This is a genomic window from Pontixanthobacter sp. CEM42 (assembly GCF_017812015.1).
Taxonomy (GTDB): Bacteria; Pseudomonadota; Alphaproteobacteria; order Sphingomonadales; family Sphingomonadaceae; genus Pontixanthobacter.
Genome location: NZ_JADQTN010000002.1, coordinates 386,321 through 407,540, shown reverse-complemented (window position 1 = coordinate 407,540; position 21,220 = coordinate 386,321). Strand labels below are relative to the sequence as shown.

The following is a 21,220-nucleotide window of genomic DNA, read 5'->3' as shown; positions in this document are numbered from 1 at the left end:
TGACGTGTATGGCGCTAGGCAAGACCAATTCGTGCAACCTCACTTGCAGAATGTTACACTATCACATACATAGCGTCGGCAATGCGTAGCGTTTTCCCCACGATTCGCGCGAGACTAGATCGCGCCGGTGTGGTCCTCTCGGGCCTCTGCGCCGCGCATTGTCTGCTGAGCATTCTGATTGTGTCCTCTCTTGGTATCGGTGGAGAATTGTTCTTTGCACCAGCAATTCACCGCGTCGGACTGGCGATTGCTTTGGTGATTGCTGCGGTCGCTATTGGTTGGGGCGCGATTCAACACCGCCGCACAGCTCCTTTCGTGATCGCGATGATGGGCCTGACCTTTATGGGCGGCGCCTTGGCGGTTCCGCACGGCGTGCATGAGGTGGTTTTGACGGTAATCGGTGTGACTCTGGTTTCGGTTGGCCACATATTGAACTTGCGTTCGCACTTGCCTGAGAAGCGTTGACCGCTATTTGGCTGGCATGAGCCAGTCCCTTTCCCTGACCGTTAACGGCGAAAGCCGCCAATCCCACGCCAGTTCTATTGCTGCTTTGGTAGCCGAATTGGACCTCGACCCTGCGAAAGTGGCGGTTGAGCGTAATGGTGAGATCGTTCCGCGCTCAACGTTGGCTGAGGCCACGCTAGCCGATGCCGATATTTTGGAGATCGTGCACTTTGTTGGTGGCGGTGATCACGCCGAAAACTATGATGATGATAGCTGGGAAGTTGCGGGAAAACGCTTCACCTCGAGGCTGATTGTCGGGACCGGCAAGTACAAAGACTTTGAACAAAACGCAGCGGCTGTTGAAGCGTCCGGTGCGGAGATCGTTACTGTCGCCGTGCGCCGGGTGAATGTGTCTGATCCCAAAGCGCCGATGCTCACCGACTATATTGATCCGAAGAAGATCACTTACCTTCCCAATACTGCAGGCTGCTTCACTGCCGATGATGCGATCCGAACCTTGCGCTTGGCGCGCGAAGCTGGCGGCTGGGATCTGGTGAAACTGGAAGTGCTTGGCGAGGCGCGCACACTCTATCCCGACATGCGCGAAACCCTCAAAGCGACCGAAACGCTTGCTAATGAAGGCTTCAAGCCAATGGTCTACTGCGTCGATGATCCGATCGCGGCGAAGCAATTAGAGGAAGCAGGCGCAGTCGCTGTGATGCCGCTCGGGGCACCGATAGGCTCGGGTCTTGGCATCCAGAACCGCGTTACCATTCGCCTGATTGTTGAAGGCGCTAGCGTACCGGTACTGGTCGATGCAGGCGTTGGCACGGCATCGGACGCAGCGGTCGCAATGGAGCTGGGCTGTGATGGCGTTTTGATGAACACCGCAATTGCCGAGGCAAAAGACCCACTTCGCATGGCGCGTGCGATGAAGCTTTCTGTGGAAGCAGGGCGGCACGCCTACCTGTCAGGCCGCATGGGAACACGCAAATATGCTGATCCCAGCAGCCCGCTGGCAGGGTTGATTTGAGATTTTAGTCCGTCAGTAGCCGGGCGCCTGCATCCGCAGGCTTTGCTATTTCGCATAAGCTCGGGCGGCCAGTCGGCCTTGCGGTCGGCTGGTCGCCGACCGGACCGGAGCAAGCCGTCATGGGAGCATCCGATCTTGGTCGCGGCAGCCAGAGGGCGACTGCCTGACGGCCGGTCAGGCCGGAAGCCTAACGGGCCGGATGGCCCCGCCGGCGTTTGAGGTTAAACAAATAAACCCAAAATTAACCATGTTGCGCGAGTGTCTCCTCACAACAGAGGGAATTATCGCTATGGCGACCACCAGTACTGCATCGCTGACAATCGCCGAAATGCGCGAGTTTGCGAATTTCGAAGCGGCCGAGCAGCGCTACATCAAGCGTAGCCTCGATATCGGTTTGGGGCGTCAGGACGCATTCAAGCTTTGGGCGCGTGATGCGGCAGAGAACGCTGCGATCCGCAGCCAGTATGTTGCCTATCAGGAGCTCAAAACCCTGCGCGATAGCATTCCGAATGCGACCGGATTCGACTCTATCGAAAACTTCATTGGCAAACTAACTCGCGTGGCGGCTTTCGATTTGGCACAAGAACGCCTTAGCTGCTTCTCATCATTCCGTTTTCTTTATGAGCGTTTGCTTGGTGCTGATGCCCGCCCATGGCTGCCGAGCGCCTTCTGCGCCGCTGCCGCGCTACCGCAGATTCGCCCCGAGCGCCGCAAAATGCTGCTGCAGAGCCTAAGTGAAGCCGCCGCCACAGCGCCCGGCTGGTCCGACGCTCGCCCCAGTTTCTTTCCGGAATTTATTGAGAAAGAAGCCGCCTAACGCCGGTACAACCCATCCAACCGTTCTTGATAGCGATCTCGGATCTTGTGGCGCCGGATTTTCATGCTTGGCGTCATTTCTTCGTTTTCGATGGTGAAAGCCTCGTCTGCAAAGGCGAATTGGCGGACTTTCTCGACCACTGACAAATCTTTGTTCACGCGCCCTACGGCATCGCTCACGGCGCTGCGGAAGGCGGGTAGATCTTGTAGCTGTGCCATGTCGAACTTCTCGTCATTGGCGCGCGACCAATCAACCGCCCATTCGGCATCCGGAACAATCAATCCGACGACATAGGGGCGCTGCTCCCCGGCAACCATCGCCTGTGCGATTTCGGGTTGCAGCGTCAGCATGCCTTCGATCTTTTGCGGCGCGACATTGTCACCCTTGTCATTGACGATCATGTCTTTCTTTCGGTCGGTAATTTTGATCCGGCCTTTGTCGTCGAGATGCCCGATATCGCCGGTGTGCAACCAGCTATCTTGCACTGTCTTCTTGGTTTCAGACTCGTTCTGCCAATAGCCGTGCATTACCAGCTCGCCGCGCACGAGGATTTCGCCGTCTTCGGCAATATTGACTTCGACGCCTTTCATTGGCGGACCAACTGTATCCATCGCGATACCAGCGGCAGGCCGGTTACAACTGATGACCGGCCCGGCTTCCGTCTGGCCGTAGCCTTGCAGCATGGTCAGGCCCATTGCCTCGAAGAAGATACCAACTTCGGGATTGAGCGGCGCACCGCCGGAAACCATTGCCTTAATCCGGCCGCCAAATTTCTGGCGGATTTTAGGGCGTAGTGCTTTCTCAAGAATCAGATTCATCGGTCGGTCGCGCAGACGCATCCGGCCCTTCGCCTTATGCTCACCGATAGCGAGCGCGCGCTCCATCATGTAATTGGCGGCTTTGCCCTGCTGCCCGATCTGCTTCATGATACGCGTACGCAGGACCTCGAACAGACGCGGGACCACGACCATGATCGTCGGGCGTGTTTCCTCGATATTGCTGGCGAGCTTGTCCAGTCCTTGCGCATAGTAGATCTCGGCACCTGCACCGATGGGCAGATATTGTCCGCCTGAATGCTCATAGGCATGGCTCAACGGCAGGAAGCTGAGGAAGCGCTCGTCATCATCCAGGCCGAAATCATTGGCTAGTATTTCTGCCGCGCCTGCGACGTTGCACAGGATTGAACCGTGGTGTTGCATGACGCCGCGCGGGGCACCGCCGGTGCCGCTGGTATAGATGATGCAGGCTGTTTCATCGCGCCCGACTTTGGTCATCCGTTCTTCGACCGCCTTGCGCGCTACGTCCGGATCGCCTTCCAGCAATGTCTCCCATGAATCGTAATCGAAGCTGCCCGACTGCTGCCGGTGCAAGTCCTCAATACCAATCACATGCTCTGCAATACCCGTCGCGAGCAATGCCGGATGAAGCGGCTTGAGCAGTTTCTCGTTCGATACGATGACCGCTTTTGCGCCGGAATTGTCGAGAATGTGAACGTGGTCGCGTTCGGTATTGGTGATGTAAGTTGGAACAGAGATGCAGCCCGCGGCCATGATTGCCAGATCGGCAATGCACCATTCGGGGCGGTTTTCGGACACCAGCATTACGCGGTCGCCATCCACCAGGCCGATTTTGCGCAAATTTTCGGCCAGCAAGCACACTCTATTGGCGGCCTCCTGCCACGAGATGGTTTGCCACTCGCCATCAATTTTCGCGCCAAGAAAAGGTGCATCGCCCTTTTGGTCGGCGCGCTTGAGGAATAGTTCGACCAGATTATTGGCCGTGTCGACGTCAGCTAGCTGCAAAATGCGCTCCTGCTCCCAGATGTGTTTCGCGGATTTCTGTGTTCCGGATAACGATTGAATGCGATTTAGGCTCCCCGAAGGTTAGCGGCAAGCCGGATTCCGCTTATTCGGAGGTGGTTTCCAGCAAACCGTCGAGGCGTGGATCCCGCGCAGATACCCATTCGGCCCCATTCCAATGCACTGCGCCTGCTTTCAGCGGCGGTTTGCGAGCAATGATTTGATCGTGACCAAAGGCTTTGAAGGTGTCTGTTTGCTCTTCGAACCAAGTGCCTTCTTCGACCAAGACCCGCTCACCAAATGCCATCAGCAATGGCAGGCCTAGCGCTTCATCGACTGGCAGGCTGAAATCGATCAGACCGATAATGCCGCGTGCGGTCTGCACGGGAATGGTGGTCCCGCCCGCTGCGCCAATTGCCGCGAACGGTTTGCCATCGGGATCGTAGACAATGGTCGGAGCCATCGAACTGCGCGGGCGTTTGCCTCCCTCGACACGGTTGGCAACCATTCTGCCATCACGCTCGGGCGAACGGCTGAAGTCGGTCAGCTCGTTATTGAGGTAGAATCCGCCAAAGATCAGACCCGAGCCAAATGGCCCCTCGATGGTCGAGGTGTAGCTAACCATAGTTCCGTCTTTGTCGACCACCGCAAAATGTGATGTTCCGTTCTCTGGCGGCTCGTCACCGTCAGCCCATGCGATTGAAGGCGCGCCATCGGGTGTTCCCGGCATAGCCTTTTCGATTGCTTTGGCAGGGTCAATCAAAGCACTGCGCTGAGCCATGTAGCTTGGATCGACCAAGCCCTTAACCGGCACATTTACGTAGTCGCTATCGGCAAGATATATCTCCCGATCTGCGTAAGCGAGACGCTGTGATTCGAGAAACAGATGCCAGGTGACCGGATTGTCGGCACCGAGCGAAGCGAGATCGAAACGCTCCAATTGGCCGAGAATTTGCACAACCGCGACCGCGCCTGACGACGGCGGGCCCATACCGCAAACTTTGTAGCCGCGATATCTGCCACAGACCGGCTCACGCTCCTTAGAGACATAGCCATTCACGTCCGCTGCCGTCATCCCGCCGTTGCGCGGCGTTTTCAGACGGACAGTGTTGGCGAGTTCAACCGCATATCCTGATTCGTAGAACCCTGCGGTGCCCTTCTCGGCCAACGTTTCGAGCGTGAAAACAATGTCGGGATTGGTGATGATCGTGCCGACAGGCTTCGGCTCGCCATCCGGAGTGTAGTAGGTTTTGCGCCCATATTCGGTCAGTCCCGCGCGACCAAATTGCCCGTCGAGCGATCGATTGAGCCGGCGATTGACAGCGAATCCGTCTTTGGCGAGCTTGATTGCCGGTTCGAACAATTTTGCCCATGGTAGCTTGCCATGTTTTTCATGGGCTTTGGCCACCATCGCGATATTGCCGGGAACACCTACGCTCAATCCGCTGAGTAGTGCTTCGCGGTAAGGAAGTAGCTTGCCGTCTTCGCTCATAAACCATTGTGGGTCGGCTCCGGCTGGAGCTGTCTCGCGGCCATCCAGTGTTTCAACCTGACCATCAGCAGTTCCGCGCACGTAAAAGCCGCCGCCGCCAATGCCGGAACTTTGGGGTTCGACCACGGTTAGAGCCAGCATAACCGCGATCGCCGCATCAGTTGCCGATCCGCCAGCCGCGAGCATTGCTTCACCCGCCGCTTGCGCCCTAGGGTCCGCCGCGCTCACCGAGCCTGCGATAGCGATTTTGGTCTCGGGGACGGAATTAACCGACATTTCTTCAACCATCGGGGTTGCGCACCCTGCAATCAGAAGCGGTGCGGACAGGGCGGCGATCAAATGATATGTCATAGGTAGCGTGCTATTCGCTCCCGACTGCCTCTGCAATGGTGGAGAAGCCATCGCGCTTCATCAGGCTTTTCAAACCGCGCGTGATTGTCTTGGGCAGACCGGGCCCCTCATAGACCATCGCGCTGTAGAGCTGGACTAGGCTGGCACCTGCGCGAATGCGTTCCCACGCATCTTCTGCACTGCCAATGCCGCCAACCCCGATCAGTGGGACTTCACCGCCTGTTGCTTTGCGAAAATCACGCAGCCGCTCAAGCGCCAGCGGTTTGAGCGGAGCGCCGGACAGCCCGCCTGTCTCACCCATGTTAGGTGACCGCAATGAAGCTGGACGGCTGATTGTTGTGTTCGAGACGATGAGTGCACCAAGTCCTTTGTCTGCCGCAATGCGCGCAATCGAATCCACATCCGATGCTGTTAGATCAGGTGCAACCTTTAAAAAGACCGGTGGACCATCTTTCCCGCGCGCTTCGAACACTGCGTCAAGAAGTTCGATGAGCGCGCCCTCATCTTGCAAAGCGCGCAGGCCCGGTGTGTTGGGGCTGGAGATATTAACTGCCAGATATGTCGCGAGCGGCGCCATAATGCGTGTCATTTCCGCATAATCAGCAATCCGGTCGCTTGAATCCTTATTCGCGCCAATATTGATGCCAACAACACCGCCTTTGCCTCTCCGCGCGGCCAAGCGCTTCCCGGCGATGGCAGCGCCGCCATTGTTGAAGCCCATCCGGTTGATAACGGCCTTGTCTTCAACCAGCCTGAACAGGCGCGGCTTGGGGTTGCCCGCCTGCGGGCGCGGGGTAATCGAACCCACTTCAGCAAAGCCGAAACCGAGCCCCAAAACCGCGTCCGGTACTTCTCCGTCCTTGTCAAAACCCGCCGCCATTCCGACCGGATTGGGGAATGGTATGCCAGCCACATCGACGGCGAGCTTCCCGGCTTTTGGCGGTGATCCGCTGGGGGCAGCGCGAAGCGCCGCAATCGTCAACCGGTGGGCGCGTTCAGGATCAAGCGTAAATATGGCGGGTTTGAGAAGTTCAAAAATCATCGTGATTCGCTATGCCAACGGGCAAGACCGCTGTCGATGATGAGTTTTTGTATCACGAAATTTTCTTGTTATTTCAGCACTTCAGACAGGTTTTTTGAGATTTGTCGTTTCCATACAATCGGTTCGAGGCACTTTTGCCTATCCCACCAATGCGACCCGAAGGGCTCTAGCAAAACGCAAAGAGTTCCTCGACTTCAGGGGCAGTTTCGGAAACGGAGCTGCCCCTTTTTTTGCGCGCATTTTCGACGAGCGTTCTGGCCAAACCACTATTCGCACGATTAGGAAGGCAGCGATTAGTTTTAGGAGAATACAATGTCGCGCAAGTCCCTGATGATTTCCTGTGCAGCCCTTGGTTTGATGCTTGCTGGAGGCGCTGCCACTCACGCCCAAGAGCAATCTGCTGAAGCGGCTACTGACGCAGCTGTAGAGGCAGCAGACATCAACATGCTGTTTGAAGAGTATGATGCGGCGCAACTCGAACTTTCGCCCCTGTCGAAATCATTTCGCGGGATGCGCGACGATGACTATGCTGAGTGGGGAGATTTCAGCGATGCCGCCGCCGTGGCCGATGAGGAACTGCTCCAAGCGACTGCCGCTAAGATGCGCACAAATTTCAATGTCAATGAGCTGAGCGAGGGCGATGCGCTGTCGTACCGCCTGTTCGACGCGATGGCGAAGCGCAGCGCTGAGCGCTTTAAGTTCCGCAAATATGATTACATTTTTGACCAGATGCGCGGTGCCCAAAGCCAGCTTCCCGCGTTCTTGATCAATATTCATCGTGTGTCCGATGCGGATGATGCTGCGGCCTATGTCAGCCGGCTCGAAAAGCTGGGCCCTGCGGTTGATCAGCTGATTGTTGCGACCCGCAACCAAGCCGATGATGGTGTGCTGCCGCCTGATTGGGTCTTCCCCTATGTGATCTCCGATATCGAGAATATTCTCGATCAAAGCGGCAATCCGGTGCTCGAAGACTTCGATAAGAAGATTGACGGTCTGTCGATCGAAGAGTCGGCCAAAAACGCGCTCAAGCTGGAGGCTGCTACCGCCTGGAATAGCCGGGCACGCCCAGCATTTGCCCGCCTTCTGGATGAAATGAAGCGTCAGCAAGCGGTTGCACCAACCGATGATGGTGTCTGGCGCTTCCCCGAGGGTGAAGCATATTACAAAGCACTGCTTGCCAATTACACCACTACCGATCTGAGCGCGGACGAAATTCACAATATCGGGCTGCGCGAAGTCGAGCGGATCCATGGCGAAATGCGCGCCATCATGAAGCAGGTCGAGTTTGAAGGCAGCCTGCAGGATTTCTTCCAATATACCCGCAATGGTGATCAGTTCTTCTACACCAGCCGCGAGGAATATATCGCTGATGCGCAGGCCAAGATCGATGCGCTCGGTGAAAAGATGCCCGAATTCTTCGGTGTTCTCCCGACCGATCCTTTGCAGATCAAAGCGGTTGAGGCTTTCCGGGAAAAGAGCGCAGGTAAAGCGTTCTACCAGCGTCCTGCGCCTGACGGCTCACGCCCCGGCACTTATTATGTGAATCTCTACAATCTTCGCGATATGTCGAAGAATGAATTGGAAGCGCTGGCCTATCACGAAGGGCTTCCGGGTCACCATTTGCAGCTTTCGATACAGACGCAGCTTGGTGATGTTCCGCCGTTCCGCCGGTTTGGCGGGATCACCGCCTATTCCGAAGGTTGGGGCCTTTATTCGGAGGAATTGGGCAAGGATATGGGATTCTACACTGACCCCTATTCCGACTTCGGCCGATTGGGCATGGAGTTGTGGCGCGCATGCCGATTGGTGGTCGACACCGGTCTTCACCACAAGCGCTGGAGCCGCGAAGAGGCGATCCAATACCTGACCGACAATACGCCGAACCCCGATGGCGATATCCGCAAGGCCATTGAGCGTTATGCGGTTTATCCAGGCCAAGCGACTGCTTATATGATCGGTAAGCTCAAGATCATGGAGCTGCGCGAACGGGCCAAGACCGCGCTAGGCGGCGAGTTCGATATTCGCGGCTTCCACGACACAATCCTGAAAAGCGGCCCTGTTCCGCTGTCGATCATGGAAGAGAATGTCGACGCATGGATCGAGGCGGAGCAAAGCTGACCAGCACAAGATGCTAACGACTCGCAACAAGGTCTTTGTGCTTGAAGGGCTGCGAAACCATCTCTAGCTGCAATTCGGAACGAATTAGTCCGAATTAGAGTTTAGGGACCATGCGCCTTTCAAATCTTGCCGATTATGCTGTTGTCACAATGACTGCTGCCGCGCGTCATTGCGGTGGTGGGCGCGTGTCGGCGAGCGAGTTGGCTGCAGAGACCGGCCTGCCTGCGCCCACAGTTCAGAAGGTCGTAAGTAAGCTGACTGCGGCTGGCCTGCTGCGCTCCGTGCGCGGGGCGAAAGGTGGCCTGCAATTGGCGCGTCCGGCTGCGGCAATAACGGTCGCGGATATAGTCGAGGCGATAGAAGGCCCGATTGCGCTTACCGCCTGCGTAGATGGCAGCGCGCCGGATTGCGGTATCGAACAAAATTGCGCGGTCCGGCCTCATTGGCCGGTAGTCAACCAAGCATTGCGCGGCGCGCTGGCGGATATTCCGCTGACACAATTGGCCCAAGATATTCCTCAACGAGAACTGGCATGAACGAGCAAACCACACTTCCTGAAGAGGAAATCCAAGACCAGGCGGCGCGTGATGCGGCAAAGAAGCTCGAGACTTACGAGCACGGCTTCTCGTCGGATATCGAGCAGACTTTCGCACCCAAGGGTCTCAACGAAGATACCGTTCGCTTTATCAGTGAGAAAAAGGGCGAGCCTGAATGGATGCTCGACTGGCGGCTAAAAGCATTCCGTCTGTGGCAGACCATGGAAGAGCCCGATTGGGCGAAACTTGGCTACCCGACAATCGACTACCAAGACGCCTATTATTACGCCGAGCCAACCAAGAAACCGACACTCGGATCGCTTGACGAGCTCGATCCCGAGATCAAGCGCGTTTACGACAAGTTGGGCATTCCGATTGCCGAGCAGGAAGTGCTTGCCGGTGTCGAAGGCGCACGCAAAGTCGCCGTGGATGCTGTGTTCGACAGTGTATCGGTCGCAACAACTTTCCGCGAAGAGCTGGAAAAAGCAGGTGTGATCTTCCGAAGCATTTCGGAAGCGATCAAAGAATATCCAGACATGGTCAAGAAGTGGCTCGGCAAGGTCGTGCCGCAGCACGACAATTACTTTGCAACGCTCAACTGCGCGGTCTTTTCAGACGGGACGTTTGTGTACATTCCAGAGGGTGTTCGTTGCCCCATGGAACTCAGCACCTATTTCCGGATCAACGCCGAGAATACAGGCCAGTTCGAGCGCACTCTGATTGTGGCGGAGAAGGGCAGCTATGTGTCCTATCTCGAAGGCTGTACCGCGCCGATGCGCGACGAAAATCAACTTCATGCTGCTGTCGTGGAATTGGTCGCGATGGAAGATGCCGAGATCAAATACTCGACCGTCCAGAACTGGTATCCGGGCGACGCCGAGGGCAAGGGCGGGATCTACAACTTCGTGACCAAGCGCGGGCTGTGCCAGGGTGCGCGATCTAAGATCAGCTGGACGCAAGTCGAAACCGGCAGTGCAGTGACGTGGAAATACCCGTCTTGCGTGCTCAATGGCGAAGACAGCGTGGGCGAGTTTTACTCGGTTGCGGTGACCAATAATTACCAGCAGGCCGATACCGGCACCAAGATGATCCACAACGGCAAAGGCAGCCGTTCGACAATCATCTCCAAGGGCATCAGCGCTGGTAAATCGGATAACACCTATCGCGGGCTCGTTCGTGTTGGTGCGAATGCCGACAATATCCGGAACTTTACCCAATGCGACTCACTGCTGCTAGGTGACACATGCGGCGCGCATACCGTGCCTTACATTGAGGTGAAAAACCCGACCGCACAGATTGAGCATGAAGCGACCACCAGCAAAATCAGCGATGATCAGCTTTTCTATGCAATGCAGCGCGGCCTAGGAGAAGAAGAGGCGGTTGCCTTAATCGTCAATGGTTTTGCCAAAGAAGTTTTGAAACAATTGCCGATGGAGTTTGCCGTAGAGGCACAGAAACTCCTCGGTATCAGTCTCGAAGGAAGCGTCGGATAATGATCGTCCGCCCGAAACCACTCCAGCCGGAGAATCTACCATGTTAAGTCTAGCCCTTGCTTCACTTCTGTTCTCCCAGCAGGCCCTGCCGCCGAGCAAACCCGCTCCTGTAGGTGCGCCTCCGCTCAAAGCCCGGATATTTATTATCGAATATCCGATCTACATTTCGCCTCATGTCGATCAATATACGACTTGCCTCAGGTCGCAGGAAGTCCGGATTGGCTCGGGCCGTACGTTCGAGGCCGAGTATCGCAACGCGGTGCCGCTATGCGCCAAAATCGAAAAGAAGACCAAGAAAGCAGCCTTCGACCGGCTGGCTGAAAAGCCCAAATATGCAATGTCGATGGATGAGCTCAACACGTTGTTCGACAATATCAAGACAGTCCATATTGACCGAGGCCGTGTGCTGGATGGCTATATGGACCGCGGTTTGGAAAGCGACCCCTATGCGCAGCAAGTCGGCAAAGCCGAAGAGACACAGGTTAATTTGGACAAGCCTGCGGTAGAGACCGTGACGCAATGACTGAGCGAAAGACCCTTTCTCTCGGCTCTGGTGATACGGCCAATGCGGACAAGACCGCTGGCTGGAATATTTCCGAAGCCCGCAAGGACAAGTTGCATGATCGTGCTCGCTTTAACCGGCGGCACCCGACCGAGGCGCATAAGCGGCTGTGGGGCCTGCTAAAGGATAAGGGCGTCGGGAATTTCTCATTCAACCGCGAAGTTGTGATGGGCTCTTCCGTCGTCGATTTCGCCTGCAAAACGCGCTGGCTAGTGGTCGAGATTAGCGGCGATACGGAGGCCGATGCCAAGATCGAGGAACTGTCTGATCGCAAGTTGGCAGACGTGGGCGTTCGCGTGATGCGTTTCACCAAAGAAGAAGTGATGGGGGATTTAGAACCTATTCAAGAAGCGATCCACGAAGAGTTGATGAAGCCATTCGACAAGCCCAGCCGCGCAAAGCCGGCGCGCCCTGATTACGAAGACCGCGAGTTCAATCGTCGCGGATCAATCCGATAATTTACGAGACCAACCAAGCAATGCTGAAAATCACCAATCTCCATGCCAATGTCGGCGATACACAGATCCTCAAAGGGCTCTCGCTCGAAGTGAATGCGGGCGAAATCCATGCGATCATGGGCCCCAATGGCGCGGGTAAATCGACCCTGTCATACGTGCTCGGCGGCCGTCCCGGTTATGAAGTGACCGAAGGATCGGTCGAGTTCATGGGGCAGGACCTGCTTGATCTGGAGCCACATGAGCGCGCTGCGACGGGTCTGTTTCTCGGTTTCCAATACCCGGTTGAAATTCCCGGTGTCTCGAATGTGCAATTCCTGCGCGAAGCATTGAACGCGCAGCGCGCGTCACGCGGTGAAGAAGCTTTGTCTGGCGGTGAATTTCTGAAGCTCGCGCGTGAGAAAGCCGCGCTGCTCAAGCTCGATATGGAAATGCTCAAGCGCCAAGTAAATGTCGGCTTTTCGGGCGGTGAGAAGAAGCGCTCCGAGATGGTTCAGATGGGCATTCTCGATCCGAAATTCGCTGTTCTGGATGAGACTGATAGCGGTCTGGATATCGATGCGCTGCGCGTGGTCGGTGACGGGATCAATGCAATCATGCGCGCCCCCGCTAAAGGCGTTTTGCTGATCACTCACTATCAACGCCTGCTCGACTATGTGAAGCCGGACAAGGTGCACGTTCTGGCCAAAGGTCGGATCGTCACCAGCGGCGGGCCAGAACTGGCTATGCAGCTCGAGAGCGAAGGCTATGAGGCGGTAGTAGCCTGATGGCAGAAGCTGCAACTCTTCCTACGACGCGTGACGAGGATTGGCGCTATTCCGATGGCGAGTACCTCGCTGCGTCTAATCCTGACGTGATCAATCATTGGCGTACGATTGAAGTGCCGGCTGGCGAAACCCGAAGCGAGCACTCGATGCACGGTTCAGGTGAGGCCTCTGACGGCATGGTTGACCGCTTGCGTGTTCATGTCGGTAAAGGTGGCCGGTTCGAAGCTTTTAAGACAATTGCAGCCGGACGCTATGCTCGTGTCGAGATCGAAGTAACGCTTGAAGAAGGTGCGCATTTCGAATTTGGCGGCGTAACGCTTGGCGGTGGTGACAAGGTGCAGGAATTTGTGACCTGCACGAAGCACTCGCACCCCAATGCCACATCGAACCAAGTCGTTCGCGCGGTCCAATGGGGCCAATCAACGGGCAATTTCCTTGGCCGGATCGAAGTCGCGCGCGATGCGCAAAAGACCGATGCCGCGCAGAATTTTCGCGCGATCCTGTTGGAGAAGGGCGCGACTGCCAACACCAAGCCTGAGCTGGAAATCTTCGCCGACGATGTGCTGTGTGCGCATGGTGCGGCGATTGGTCAGCTCGATGAGCAGGCCAGTTATTATATGGCGGCTCGCGGGATTCCCCCGGAGATAGCGCGCAAGCTGCTAATCCAAGCCTTTGTCGGCGATGCATTTGAAGCGATCGAAGATGAAGCAACCCGCGAACGGATGCTAGAGCGGACTTTGTCCGAGCTGGATCAGGCAACTGTATGAAAATGCTATTCGCCCTTTCCATGTTGATGATGGTGCCGGCTGGTGCGCACGCTGCCGGTCCGGTTGCCGCGCCTCAGCCTGAGGCGAAACCGCCTCAAATTCTCATTCCTGAGACCGTTTATCCTGACCCGCTATCTGCCGCTGCGGCATTCGCAGGGAACTTCCCCGAATCGCTTGAGGGCAAGCAGAAGCTGACAATAACTATCGAGAACAATCCCGATAATTCAGAACAGCTTTTGGCAACAGTAACGCAAAACAATGTGCTGGATGATTCGGTTCAGGCGCAGCAGTGGCTCATAAAGCTGGTGCCCGTCACGAATGGATGGAGCTTGGCTGGAATGACGATGCGCTCGCAATGCGCACGTGGGCCCGATGCTGGAAAGTGGAGAGTTGGCTCATGTCCTTAGACACGCAAACACAAGAGCGGTCGACCGATCGCCGGAGCGACTTTCCCGGCCTTGTAACGGCTGAGGGCAAGCCTTGGCATTATCTCGATACCGCTGCGACCGCGCAAAAGCCGCAGGCGGTGATCGATGCGATGTCTAATGCGCTCGGGCGTGATTATGCGACGGTGCACCGCGGGGTCTATTCACGCTCCGCGGAGATGACGCTTGCCTATGAGGCTGCCCGCCGCCGTACCGCAGAATTTATCGGTGCGAAAAGCGAGACTGAAATCGTGTTTGTGCGCGGCGCGACCGAGGGTATCAATCTTGTAGCGCAAAGCTGGGGTGGAATGAACCTCAAGGCTGGCGACCGGATCATGCTCAGCCAGTTAGAGCATCACTCCAACATCGTGCCTTGGCAAATGATCGCGCAGCAGACTGGCGCAGAGATTGATGTCTGCCCGCTCACCGAAGATCATTTGATCGATCTGGATGCGCTGGAACAGATGCTTACGCCCCAGCATAAAATCGTCGCACTGGCGCATGTCTCGAACGTACTAGGCTCAATCTTGGGTGTGAAGCGTGCTGCCAAGCTAGCACACAATGTCGGCGCGAAGCTGCTGCTTGATGGCTGTCAGGCAGCCCCGCGGATGCGGCTCAACATGCAGGAGCTGGATTGCGATTTCTATGTTCTCTCTGCACATAAACTCTACGGGCCGACTGGCATAGGTGTGCTGTGGGCGCGTGAGGAACTGCTGGATGCAATGCCCCCCTATCAAGGTGGCGGCGCGATGATCGACAGCGTGACGTTTGAGAAGACGACCTATGCCCCGCCGCCACAGCGGTTTGAAGCGGGTACGCCGATGATCACCGAAGCGGTCACGCTGCATGCGGCGATTGATTATGTCGATGCGCTTGATCTGGAGAGCCTGTTTGCGCACGAAAGCGGGCTGGCTGGGAAGCTCCGCAACGAGCTGCGAACAATCAATTCGATACGGTTGTTCGGCCCTGAAAAGTCGGCCGGGATTGTCTCTTTCGAGATGGAGGGGGTTCACCCGCATGATCTCGGTACCATATTGGATGAAGAGAATGTTGCGATCCGCGCCGGTCATCACTGCGCTCAGCCACTGATGACGTATCTCGGCGTTCCTGCGACAGCGCGGGCGAGCTTTGGGCTGTATAGCGATGAAAGCGATATCGACGCTCTGATGCGCGGTATTGAACGGACTAAGAGGATCTTTGGCCAATGACCGGAAACGTGAATGAAGAGCGAAAGATTGAGACTGAAGAAGTGACCGCAGTTGCGGCACCCGCTCGCGCACGTGTCGAGGATGCGGTGGAAGACAGCGCCTCTGAAACGATGGGCGAAAAGCTGGAGCGTAAGCGCGATTACCTTGAAGGCTTTCTTCAGAAAAAGCCCGAACCGGTCGCGCCGGGTGATCCGGGCGGCGAGTTACATGATGCGGTCATCGCTGCCTTGCAGGAAATCTATGACCCTGAAATCCCGGTCAATATCTACGATCTTGGCCTGATCTACGGCGTCGAAGTTGATTCCGATTCAGATGTCACCGTCAGCATGACGCTAACGACGCCAAACTGCCCGGTGGCTGAATCTATGCCGGCCGAAGTTGAGTTGCGCGCCGCATCGGTGCCGGGTGTGCGCGACGCCGAAGTGGTTCTGGTTTGGGATCCGCCATGGGATCCTGGCAAAATGAGCGATGAAGCGCGCCTAGAATTGGGAATGCTCTGATGTCTGAGACGATAACGCCTACGAAAACCCGAAAAGTGCCAGCAGCTGTGACGTTGACTCAAGGTGCAGAGGCGCGGATCGCGCATTTGATGGCGCAAGCACCTGAAGATGCGATTGGCGTAAAACTATCCACGCCGCGTCGGGGCTGCTCAGGTCTCGCATATTCGGTGGATTACGTGACCGAGGAAGTTGGTTTCGACGAGAAGATCGAAACACCTGGTGGCACATTCTATATTGACGGCGCCAGCGTGCTGTATCTGATCGGCTCAATCATGGATTGGGTCGAGGACGACTTTACCGCCGGCTTCACCTTCGAAAACCCCAATGCCAAGGGCGCCTGTGGCTGCGGCGAGTCCTTCATGGTCTAAATTGGGTTGTGGCAGGCTGCGAACGCCGCCTTGCCTCGCCTAATCTTAGTGCAGGTCGTTGGCGAGACGCTCTAGCAAGGCTTGTTCGAGCGCGTCGACATCACCGTCGGCTTCGATCATGCCATCGAGCCAGTTCTTTTCGTTTTCGGTCACGACATTGCCAGCGGCCTCACGTGCCACGAAGCCAGAGTTGGCGGGCTTCTTGCCAAACGCTTTGCCAAAGTGGTTGTGCACTTGGGGTGCTGCTTTCGCCATGCGTCCAAAGAACCGGCCAACATTGACCGAATCGTCGGCAATAAAAGCTTCCAATTCCTTCATCCGGCCATGTTCGAGCTGCGCGTTGGCGGCGGTAAAGCCTTGCAGGTAATTGGCGACCCCATCGACAAACAGCTTTGGCCATTCATCTGCACTATCATGATCAAGCGTTGCGTCTTTCAGGCGGAACAACATTTCCGCTTCAAACCGGCTAACAGCCGCAGGGCCGTAGCCGCCGCTTGAGAAGATAATCCGGCGCACCAGCTTGCACTCGGCTGAGCTAATGTGGCTGTCCGACAGTTCACCGCCGCAACGGGTGGGACCGGACCCAGTCAAAACAGCCTCTTCGATTTGCTTGAGTGTATAGTGTTTGAGCGTTTCAGGCACATTCTGCGCGCGTTCAAGTACGTCGGTGAGCAGCGCCAGTTCGGCCATGGTTTCCAGTTTGCCGTCCTGATCCAGTGCGGCGACCAGCCATGCTGCCTCGGCATCATCAACGTAGTTGCGCGGTTCGGTGCCATTGCGCACCATATCGCTGATCGCTTCGACAAAGAAATCCACCCATTCGGTGCTTGGTTCGTGAATTTGGTGATTGATCGCGAAGATCGCCTCGGCCTCTTCACGAAAGATTTTACCGTCGCCCCAGCCGAGCTGGCGCAAGCTCAGAATCTCGTCGCGCGAAACAATGCCGTCTGCCGCGACTTTCGCTGCCAAATTGCCGAATTGTACACTCATGATGGCTTCCCTTAAATATCAAGGAAACCCTTAGCCGAAGATGCTTAAATTCCTGTTAGCGCTGCCTATCGCTTCAGAGCAGCCACGCAAGATGCGCGATCGACATCGAGACCATCGCTTGAGCGCCGCGCATCAACATAAGTGGCGGTAGGAGTTGCACCGGGCGAAAGCGGATAGAGATAAATGTCGAGCACGCAGGCTTCGCCGCTAAATTGCAGTTTCTGCGCATCGCCCTCGCGCACATCAAGGCGCGCTTGGCCAAACTGTCGCTGCAAACCTGCGCTATCGGCGCCGATCACACTCTCAAGGCCAGGAATATCCATGATACGCGGCGCTTGGAAACCGGGCGTGGTCGACGGCTGGGGCGCTTGGCGCGGCGGTGTTGTAGGGCGCGGCACGCGGGTTGTCCGGCCAACTGGCGCCGTCGGGCTGGTGCCGGGCGATGGGGGCGGTACGGCTGTGGCGGCACAAGCACCTAGAAAAGGCACCATGCCAAGCAAGAGTGTCTGCAAGAGTCTACGTGACATTGATCGGTCCAAGTGTGTCGGAGGAATGTTGTTCTTCCATGCGCCCATGCACGAGATGCGCCGCGCTGGCAGCCCCAATCACCGGGGCAAGGAAATTGAGAAAGGGTATCGCCATCATCGCTGCGATGACGCCGCCAAGTGCAAACCGCTCTGGCCCGCCCAGCGGTGGCGCTTCGCCCGCTGAACGGCGATGGCGTAACCAAATCACATCCTGCAATTCTCGGCCCAGTAGCCAGCCATTAGCAGCCCAAAAAACGATTGCCGGACCAATCGCGGTGACCAGCATGGGAATGGCAATAACGAGGGCTAACAGATTGACGCCTATGGCACGTCCAATCGAACGCGCGCTGTGCCGTAGTTCTTCCCGCCATGATAGGCTGCGAGCATAACCAAGGCTCGCCGGGTAGTGCCTCGTTTCTACGGCAACGACCACTTCGTCCGCGAAAAATTGCAGAACTGCGAGCGCGACAATCCGGAATAGGAGCCATGCCCCGAGGATAGTCAAGACGATAGCGACCAACACGCCCAGTTCGGCACCGAATGCGACCTCTTGATCGGCCAAGAGGTGGCTGAGCCCGGCCCACAGACCGGCGCCGAGCAGGCCGAAAATCACCAGTGTGATCAGCACTGTCTTCACGAGAACGCGAATGATTGCCGGATCGCCTAGTTGCGCGATTGCACGGGAAATGGCGGCAGGGACGCGTGTCATACAAGGTTGCTTTGCCCATAGGCGGCACTGCACGTCAATCGCGCATTGTGCGGAAAGCCTTGGCCTGCCCTCGGCAAGCGGCTAGGCGCGCCAGCGCAACAGATAAATCCAGGAACTGATATGACTGACCCCCGCTATGATGTGATCGCAATCGGCAACGCCATCGTCGATGTGATGGCCCCTTGTGAAGATGCGCTGATCGAAGAATTGCAGCTCGCCAAAGGCGGGATGTCGCTGATCGACGCCGACGGTGCGCGCGATTTGTATTCGGCTATGGGTCCGGCGAAGGAAATTTCGGGCGGATCGGCGGCCAATACGCTGGCTGGCCTGGCAGCGCTTGGTGCGCAATGCTCCTTCATCGGGCAAGTTGCCAGCGATCAGCTGGGCGATGTGTTCAGCCATGACATTCGTGCAGCGGGTATCGATTTCGACACGCCCGCGCGCGAAGGCGAACCGCCAACCGCCCGCTGCCTTATTTTCGTAACGCCTGATGGCGAGCGGACGATGAACACCTTCCTTGGTGCAAGTCAGTTCCTGCCGCCAGCGGCATTGAGCGAAGATGCCATTCGCGACGCAGCAGTGCTCTATCTTGAAGGCTATCTTTGGGATCCTGAAGAGCCGCGCAGTGCCATGCGCCGTGCGATCGAAGTGGCCCGTGGTGCAGGGCGCAAAGTCGCTTTCACCGCTTCGGAAAGCTTCGTGATCGACCGTCATGGCGATGATTTCCGCGCCCTGATCGATGAAGGCTTGATCGACATTCTGTTCGTCAATGAGACCGAACTTGCGACGCTAACCGGTGAAGATGATTTCGAAGCAGGCCTGGCCGCAATCGCACCAAAGTTGCCCGTTATTGTCGCGACCAGAGGTGCAAATGGCGCCGTAGCAATCGCCGGAAGTGAGCGCGGTGAAGTGGCAGCAGAACCCGTCGACGCAGTAGTCGATACGACTGGCGCAGGCGATTTGTTCGCGGCTGGCTTCTTGTCAGGCCATGTGAAGGGCGAAAGCTTAGAAAACTGCCTCACTCGCGGCGCCATCTGCGCTGCGGAGATTATCTCGCATTACGGCGCGCGGCCAGAAGCCGATCTGAAAGCGCTTGTCGCAGAGCGCTTAAGCTAAGGCGCGCCTCCACTGCTGATCCTGTTCAACAAACCGCACGGGGTTCTGTCGCAATTCACCGACGGGCATACGCCGCGCGCTACCCTGTCGGACTTTATCGATGTACCGCATGTCTACCCGGCGGGCCGGCTTGATCGCGACAGCGAGGGGCTGCTGCTATTGACCGATGACGGGCGGCAGCAAGCGCGTATTTCCGATCCGAAATTCAAGACGCCGAAGACTTATCTCGCGCAGATTGAGGGTGAGCCTGATGAAGCCACCCTTGAGAAACTTAGGCGCGGGGTGCGGCTGAAGGATGGCCTGACTTTGCCTGCCGAGGTGGAGCAGATCGAAGAACCGGACCTATGGCCGCGTGACCCACCAGTGCGCTATCGCAAGAGCGTTCCTGACTGCTGGATCAAGTTGACCATTCGCGAAGGCAAGAACCGCCAAGTGCGCCGCATGACGGCGGCGGTCGGGTATCCGACATTGCGGCTGGTTCGGTGGTCGATCGGCGACTGGAGTCTGGACGGAATTCCGCCTGGTGCATGGCGCGAAGGCTAGGCCTGAATTGCCAAGCTGCCGGTGTTGAGCAGCTGCAGAACAAGCTCGGCAACTGGCTCACTTGCGACCATCTCGGGTGTTGGATCAATCGCTGAAGTGCCGCAAAGCAAGCGTGCAAACTCAGCCACTCCCCCATCGCAGAGATAGTCTTCGCCTTGCACGAAAAGCTGCACCGCGCCTGCCTCTTGCTCAATGTAGGCAAAGCGGCTCGCAGGGTTACGCAACAATGTGACACCAGCCGTGAATTCCGCCGCAAACTCTGCCGCCATCATGGGCACATCAGGCTGCCAATCCACTTCGGGATATTTGGCGGTGCTGCTATATCTTCCAAACCAGTTTGCGAATTCAGCTTTGTCGTTCAGCCGTTCGGTGACCATCGCGTGAAGCCGCTCGATTGCTTCGGGTGCGATCTCTCCGGGATTATTCTGCTCGTGCAAATCCGGATCAGAATAACGATCATCTTCGACCATTTCGCCAATCAGATCTTCCATCCATCCGCCGATCAAATCGCTACGGGACGGCGCGCGGAAGCCGATGGAATAGGTCATGCAATCCTCGCCAACGGCAATGCCATTATGCGCGATGCCAGGAGGGATGTAGAGCATATCGCCTGCCTCCAGCACCCATTCCTCGGTAGGAGTGAAGTCGGCGAGCAAACGCAAATCGCCATGCGGACTTAGCTTGGTGTTCTCATTGCACATTCCGCCAACTTGCCAGCGTCGTTTGCCAGCGCCTTGGACAAGAAAAACGTCATATTGGTCGAAATGCGCGCCGACACCGCCACCATTGGCAGCGAAGCTCACCATGACATCGTCGATCCGCCAATCGGGCACAAAACGGAATGGTTCCAGCAGCGCAGCGACTGCGGGAACATGATGGTCGACTGCTTGCACCAGCAATGTCCAATCGCGTGTTCCGAGAGTGTCATACCGTTCGGTCACTATGGGGCCGTGTTCGACGCTTGGAGCATCATCGCCACCAACAATCAGGCGCGATTCAACAGTCTCTTCGCAAGCCAGACCTGCCAGTTCCTCGGGTGTGAGCGGGTTGCGCCAGTCAGACCACGAATTGGGGATCAGCAGTGGCTTTTTCTGCCAATAGTCGCGCAGAAATGCGGCTTGGTTGAAGCCCTTCAATTCCATGAGGTAGTACGAACTA

General features: G+C 56.8%; 23 protein-coding genes. 16 read left to right on the top strand and 7 right to left on the bottom strand.

Annotated elements, in window-relative coordinates:
* The first annotated feature begins 81 nt into the window (after nt 1–81).
* The 3 genes from J9777_RS11930 to J9777_RS11920 all read left to right on the top strand — a co-directional run bounded on the left by J9777_RS11930 (nt 82) and on the right by J9777_RS11920 (nt 2,294).
* On the top strand, nt 82–465 hold the full coding sequence (locus tag J9777_RS11930) for a MerC domain-containing protein (protein ID WP_209349041.1): 384 nt from the start codon (nt 82–84) through the stop codon (nt 463–465).
* A 16-nt stretch (nt 466–481) separates the two neighbouring features.
* Nucleotides 482–1,477: a sulfur carrier protein ThiS gene (gene thiS, locus J9777_RS11925; protein ID WP_209349040.1), complete on the top strand. Its 996-nt coding sequence runs from the start codon at nt 482–484 to the stop codon at nt 1,475–1,477.
* Between the two features lie 289 nt (nt 1,478–1,766).
* Nucleotides 1,767–2,294, top strand: a complete 528-nt coding sequence (locus J9777_RS11920; protein ID WP_209349039.1) for a hypothetical protein — start codon at nt 1,767–1,769, stop codon at nt 2,292–2,294.
* On the opposite strand, the gene J9777_RS11915 is transcribed toward J9777_RS11920, so the two are convergent.
* The 3 genes from J9777_RS11915 to J9777_RS11905 all read right to left on the bottom strand — a co-directional run bounded on the left by J9777_RS11915 (nt 2,291) and on the right by J9777_RS11905 (nt 6,978).
* Nucleotides 2,291–4,099 (bottom strand): long-chain fatty acid--CoA ligase, encoded by a 1,809-nt coding sequence (locus tag J9777_RS11915; protein WP_209349558.1) that lies wholly within the window; start codon nt 4,097–4,099, stop codon nt 2,291–2,293. The two genes, J9777_RS11920 and J9777_RS11915, sit on opposite strands and share 4 nt — an antisense overlap.
* A gap of 100 nt (nt 4,100–4,199) precedes the next feature.
* Entirely contained in the window at nt 4,200–5,936 is a 1,737-nt protein-coding gene (gene ggt, locus J9777_RS11910; RefSeq protein WP_209349038.1) for a gamma-glutamyltransferase, read from the bottom strand.
* 10 nt (nt 5,937–5,946) lie between these two features.
* Complete coding sequence (locus J9777_RS11905) at nt 5,947–6,978, bottom strand: quinone-dependent dihydroorotate dehydrogenase (RefSeq protein ID WP_209349037.1); 1,032 nt, start codon at nt 6,976–6,978, stop codon at nt 5,947–5,949.
* A gap of 312 nt (nt 6,979–7,290) precedes the next feature.
* Between J9777_RS11905 and J9777_RS11900 the strand changes: the two genes are divergently transcribed.
* The 11 genes from J9777_RS11900 to J9777_RS11850 all read left to right on the top strand — a co-directional run bounded on the left by J9777_RS11900 (nt 7,291) and on the right by J9777_RS11850 (nt 16,177).
* A complete protein-coding gene (locus J9777_RS11900; protein WP_209349036.1) occupies nt 7,291–9,096 on the top strand; it encodes a DUF885 domain-containing protein in 1,806 nt (601 codons plus the stop codon).
* Between the two features lie 110 nt (nt 9,097–9,206).
* Nucleotides 9,207–9,632, top strand: coding sequence for an SUF system Fe-S cluster assembly regulator (locus J9777_RS11895; protein WP_209349035.1), 426 nt, complete (start codon nt 9,207–9,209; stop codon nt 9,630–9,632).
* Complete coding sequence (sufB, locus tag J9777_RS11890) at nt 9,629–11,125, top strand: Fe-S cluster assembly protein SufB (protein ID WP_209349034.1); 1,497 nt, start codon at nt 9,629–9,631, stop codon at nt 11,123–11,125. Before J9777_RS11895 ends, sufB begins: the two co-directional genes overlap by 4 nt.
* A 40-nt stretch (nt 11,126–11,165) precedes the next feature.
* On the top strand, nt 11,166–11,648 hold the full coding sequence (locus J9777_RS11885; RefSeq protein WP_209349033.1) for a hypothetical protein: 483 nt from the start codon (nt 11,166–11,168) through the stop codon (nt 11,646–11,648).
* Nucleotides 11,645–12,145: a DUF559 domain-containing protein gene (locus J9777_RS11880; RefSeq protein WP_209349032.1), complete on the top strand. Its 501-nt coding sequence runs from the start codon at nt 11,645–11,647 to the stop codon at nt 12,143–12,145. The genes J9777_RS11885 and J9777_RS11880 overlap by 4 nt, the downstream gene beginning before the upstream one ends.
* Nucleotides 12,146–12,165: 20 nt before the next feature.
* Nucleotides 12,166–12,909: a Fe-S cluster assembly ATPase SufC gene (gene sufC / locus J9777_RS11875; RefSeq protein ID WP_209349031.1), complete on the top strand. Its 744-nt coding sequence runs from the start codon at nt 12,166–12,168 to the stop codon at nt 12,907–12,909.
* Nucleotides 12,909–13,676 (top strand): SufD family Fe-S cluster assembly protein, encoded by a 768-nt coding sequence (locus J9777_RS11870; protein WP_209349030.1) that lies wholly within the window; start codon nt 12,909–12,911, stop codon nt 13,674–13,676. The genes sufC and J9777_RS11870 overlap by 1 nt, the downstream gene beginning before the upstream one ends.
* A complete protein-coding gene (locus tag J9777_RS11865) occupies nt 13,673–14,083 on the top strand; it encodes a hypothetical protein (RefSeq protein WP_209349029.1) in 411 nt (136 codons plus the stop codon). The genes J9777_RS11870 and J9777_RS11865 overlap by 4 nt, the downstream gene beginning before the upstream one ends.
* Nucleotides 14,074–15,309: a SufS family cysteine desulfurase gene (locus J9777_RS11860; RefSeq protein WP_209349028.1), complete on the top strand. Its 1,236-nt coding sequence runs from the start codon at nt 14,074–14,076 to the stop codon at nt 15,307–15,309. Before J9777_RS11865 ends, J9777_RS11860 begins: the two co-directional genes overlap by 10 nt.
* Nucleotides 15,306–15,809 carry an SUF system Fe-S cluster assembly protein gene (locus tag J9777_RS11855; RefSeq protein WP_209349027.1) on the top strand — a complete coding sequence of 168 codons (504 nt, stop codon included), beginning with the start codon at nt 15,306–15,308 and terminating at the stop codon, nt 15,807–15,809. Before J9777_RS11860 ends, J9777_RS11855 begins: the two co-directional genes overlap by 4 nt.
* A complete protein-coding gene (locus J9777_RS11850; protein WP_209349026.1) occupies nt 15,809–16,177 on the top strand; it encodes an iron-sulfur cluster assembly accessory protein in 369 nt (122 codons plus the stop codon). The genes J9777_RS11855 and J9777_RS11850 overlap by 1 nt, the downstream gene beginning before the upstream one ends.
* Before the next feature lie 45 nt (nt 16,178–16,222).
* On the opposite strand, the gene J9777_RS11845 is transcribed toward J9777_RS11850, so the two are convergent.
* From J9777_RS11845 to J9777_RS11835, 3 genes are all read right to left on the bottom strand, one after another.
* Nucleotides 16,223–17,167 (bottom strand): hypothetical protein, encoded by a 945-nt coding sequence (locus tag J9777_RS11845; protein WP_209349025.1) that lies wholly within the window; start codon nt 17,165–17,167, stop codon nt 16,223–16,225.
* Between the two features lie 65 nt (nt 17,168–17,232).
* Nucleotides 17,233–17,694 carry a hypothetical protein gene (locus J9777_RS11840; RefSeq protein ID WP_209349024.1) on the bottom strand — a complete coding sequence of 154 codons (462 nt, stop codon included), beginning with the start codon at nt 17,692–17,694 and terminating at the stop codon, nt 17,233–17,235.
* Nucleotides 17,684–18,403, bottom strand: coding sequence for an EI24 domain-containing protein (locus J9777_RS11835; protein ID WP_209349023.1), 720 nt, complete (start codon nt 18,401–18,403; stop codon nt 17,684–17,686). Before J9777_RS11835 ends, J9777_RS11840 begins: the two co-directional genes overlap by 11 nt.
* Before the next feature lie 120 nt (nt 18,404–18,523).
* On the opposite strand from J9777_RS11835, the gene J9777_RS11830 reads away from it, so the two are divergent.
* Both J9777_RS11830 and J9777_RS11825 read left to right on the top strand, forming a co-directional pair.
* On the top strand, nt 18,524–19,519 hold the full coding sequence (locus tag J9777_RS11830) for an adenosine kinase (protein WP_209349022.1): 996 nt from the start codon (nt 18,524–18,526) through the stop codon (nt 19,517–19,519).
* A 12-nt stretch (nt 19,520–19,531) separates the two neighbouring features.
* Nucleotides 19,532–20,062, top strand: a complete 531-nt coding sequence (locus tag J9777_RS11825; protein WP_209349557.1) for a pseudouridine synthase — start codon at nt 19,532–19,534, stop codon at nt 20,060–20,062.
* Here the strand turns inward: J9777_RS11825 and J9777_RS11820 are convergent.
* A complete protein-coding gene (locus tag J9777_RS11820; RefSeq protein WP_209349021.1) occupies nt 20,059–21,204 on the bottom strand; it encodes a cupin domain-containing protein in 1,146 nt (381 codons plus the stop codon). The genes J9777_RS11825 and J9777_RS11820 overlap by 4 nt on opposite strands.
* Between the last annotated feature and the right edge of the window lie 16 nt (nt 21,205–21,220).